2 protein-coding genes are annotated in these 3198 nt (G+C 71.0%); both read left to right on the forward strand.

The genetic code is table 11. The annotated features are described in order from the left end of the window. On the forward strand, positions 1-2500 hold a 2500-nt coding region (locus ACFW6P_RS32010; RefSeq protein WP_386360162.1), incomplete at its 5' end, for a type I polyketide synthase. Positions 2501-2567: 67 nt separating this feature from the next. Further along, a partial coding sequence (locus ACFW6P_RS32015) for a beta-ketoacyl synthase N-terminal-like domain-containing protein (RefSeq protein ID WP_386360159.1) occupies positions 2568-3198 on the forward strand: 631 nt, incomplete at its 3' end.

Consider the following 3198-nt stretch of genomic DNA (forward strand, 5'->3'; position numbering starts at 1 on the left):
GGTCGCCGAGCGCATCACCTACGCACCCCCAGCCATCCCCGTCGTGTCGAACGTGACCGGACAGGTGGCCACCGAGGGCGAGTTGGCGTCCGCCGGCTACTGGGTGCGTCATGTCCGGCAGGCCGTCCGCTTCGCCGACGGCGTCGACAGCCTTGCCGCCCAGGGTGTGACACGTTTCGTCGAGATCGGCCCCGACGGAACCCTCACCGCCCTCGCCCAGAACCGCACACCCGACGACGAGGCCGCCCTTTTCGTAGCGAGCCTTCGCAAGGACCGCCACGAGGTGGACGCCATCGTCTCCTGCCTCGCTGCCGGTTACACGGTCGGTGTGCCCGTCGATTGGACTGCCGTGATCGGCCCGTGCTCGACGGCCGGTGTCGACTTGCCCACCTACGCCTTCCAGCGTGAGCGGTACTGGCCGCAGACGAAGCGCAGTGGGGTAGAGGCGGATGACCAGCCCTGGGAACCGGCGGCGCCGGAGGAGGCGCGCGAACTGGCCACCGCGCTGGACATCGGCGAGGACGTCGTGCAGCAGATCCTGTCGGAGTTCTCGGGCCTGCGCCGGGAGCGGACGGAGCGGGCAGAGGTGAACGGGTGGCGCTACCGCGTCGACTGGGAGGCCGTGACTCCCGAAGCCGGAGCCGACCACACCGGCCGGTGGCTCGTACTGCACCCCGAAGGGGATACGGCGTTGGTCGACGCCGTTGCCCCGGCCCTGTCCGAGCCCCTTCTCCTGTCGATTCCCGAGCGGCCCGACCGGCCGGAGCTCGCCCGCGCCGTCACCGCTGCTCTCGCGGAGGCGAAGACGCCGGTCCTTGCGGGCGTGATCGTGCTGCCCGGCACGGTGACGCAGGCGCTCATCGCCACTCAGGCGCTGGGTGATGCCGAGGTGGGTGGACCCGTGTGGTGGCTCACCCAGGGGGCCGTCACCGTCGGGCAGGCGGCCGAGGGCCGACTGCGTCCCGAGCAGGCCGCCGTCTGGGGGCTCGGAAGGGTCGTCGCACTGGAACACCCCGACCGCTGGGGTGGGTTGCTGGACCTGCCGGAGACCCCGGACGGAAGCGCCGCTCGTCTTGTGGCGGACGTCATCGCCTCCTCCGCGGAGGACCAACTCGCGGTACGCGGCGGCCGGACCTTCGCCAGGCGTCTGCGTCCGGACCCGGTGCCGCACGGTAACGGGCAGGGCTGGAAGCCCTCCGGACCGGTTCTGGTCACCGGCGGCACGGGCGCCCTCGGCGCTCACCTCGCGCGCTGGCTCGTTCGGCAGGGCGCCGACGAACTGGTGCTCACGAGCCGTAGTGGGCCCGAAGCCGACGGCTCCGCGCAGCTCGTCGCGGACCTGCACGCCTTGGGGGCCAGACAGGTGTCCGTCGAGGCCTGTGACCTGGCGGACCGGGACGCCGTCGCCGCACTGCTCTCCCGGCATCAGGTCGACGCCGTCTTCCATGGGGCCGGCGTACCGGACCACATGCCCTTTGACGACATCGACACCGAGTACCTGGAGCGGATCGTCGGGGCGAAGGCGTACGGCGCGGTGCACCTGGACGAGCTGACGCGTGACCGGGATCTGAGCGCCTTCGTGGTGTTCTCGTCGATCGCGGCCGTATGGGGGAGCGGAGCCCAGGGCGCCTACGCGGCGGCGAACGCCTGGGCGGACGCGGTGGTGGAGGACCGCCGTTCCCGCCAACTGGCAGGCGTGGCAGTCCAATGGGGCCCATGGTCGGGCGGAGGCATGGTGTCCGACGCGGGAGTGGTGGAGTTGCACCGGCACGGGTTGCGAGTGATGCCACCCGGGCGCGCGTTGCTGGGGCTCGCGTCCGCGATGGAGGGACCCGGCGGTGCGGTGGCCGTGGCCGACGTGGAATGGGGCCGTTTCCTCCCCGCGTTCACCAGCCGACGCCCCAGCCCGCTGCTGAGCACTCTTCCCGACTACGGGGCAACGGCGGCCGACGTCACCGAGAAACCGAACACCGAGAATGCCCGCGCCGTCCTCGTCGCGCGCCTCGCGAAGCGTCCGGAGAAGGAGCGTCGGCGAACCCTGCGGGAGATCGTCCGTCGGCGGGCCACGGCCGTCCTCGGGCGGTCGACGGGCTCGGCCGTGGACCTCGACCGTTCCTTCCGTGACGTCGGATTCGACTCCCTCACCGCCGTGGAACTGCGCAACGAGCTCCACGCGGAGACAGGACTGCGGTTGCCGACGACGCTGGTCTTCGACCACCCGACACCGCGACACCTCGCCGACCACCTCTACGAGGAACTCTTCGCGGACGGGACAGCGGCGCCGGATGCCGACGAAGCCTCTTTCCGTACCGTCCTCTCCGCGATCCCCTTCTCCCGATGGCAGTCCAGCGGCTTGCTGACGGCCGTCCTGTCCCTTGCGGAGGACGGCGCGGACGCCGCCCTCACCGACCTGTCCGACGAGACACCCGCACCCGGCGCGATCGACGCGATGGACGTCGACGCACTCGTTCAACTGGCCCTGGGCGACTCCCATTCCTGAACTCCCGCCCACAGTCACCTTCCCGTCCGCCCCCGAACGGGCCGGCCACGAACCAGTGGAGCTGAGCATGTCCACCTCCGAAGAGCGCGTCGTCGCGGCACTGCGTGCCTCCCTCTCCGAGAACGAGCGTCTGCGCCGGCGCAACGACGAACTCGCCCGGGCCGCATCCGAGCCGATCGCCATCGTCGGCATGGCCTGCCGCTACCCCGGTGACGTCACCACTCCCGAACACCTCTGGGACCTGGTGCTGTCCGGCACCGACGCCATCACACCGCTGCCGGCGGACCGTGGCTGGGACATGACGGACGCCGCCGCGGAGTCCACCGGACAGGGCGGATTCGTCAGCACGGCCGCCGACTTCGACGCCGGCTTCTTCGGGGTGTCGCCGCGTGAGGCGTTGGCGATGGATCCGCAGCAGCGTCTGATTCTGGAGACCTCCTGGGAGGTCCTGGAACGAGCGGGCCTGGAGCCCACCTCCCTAAGGGGCAGCAGCACCGGCGTGTTCGTCGGGTGCAGCAACCAGAACTACGGCACCGTCCGCGGTGACGACCTGCCCGAGGGCGTCGAGGGCCACCTGCTGACGGGGAACGCGGCGAGTGTGGTGTCGGGCCGGGTGTCGTATGTGCTGGGTCTGGAGGGTCCGGCGGTGACGGTGGACACGGCGTGTTCGTCGTCGTTGGTGGCGTTGCATCTGGCGG

It is taken from the genome of Streptomyces sp. NPDC058741 (genome assembly GCF_042746715.1).
Classification (GTDB): domain Bacteria; phylum Actinomycetota; class Actinomycetes; order Streptomycetales; family Streptomycetaceae; genus Streptomyces.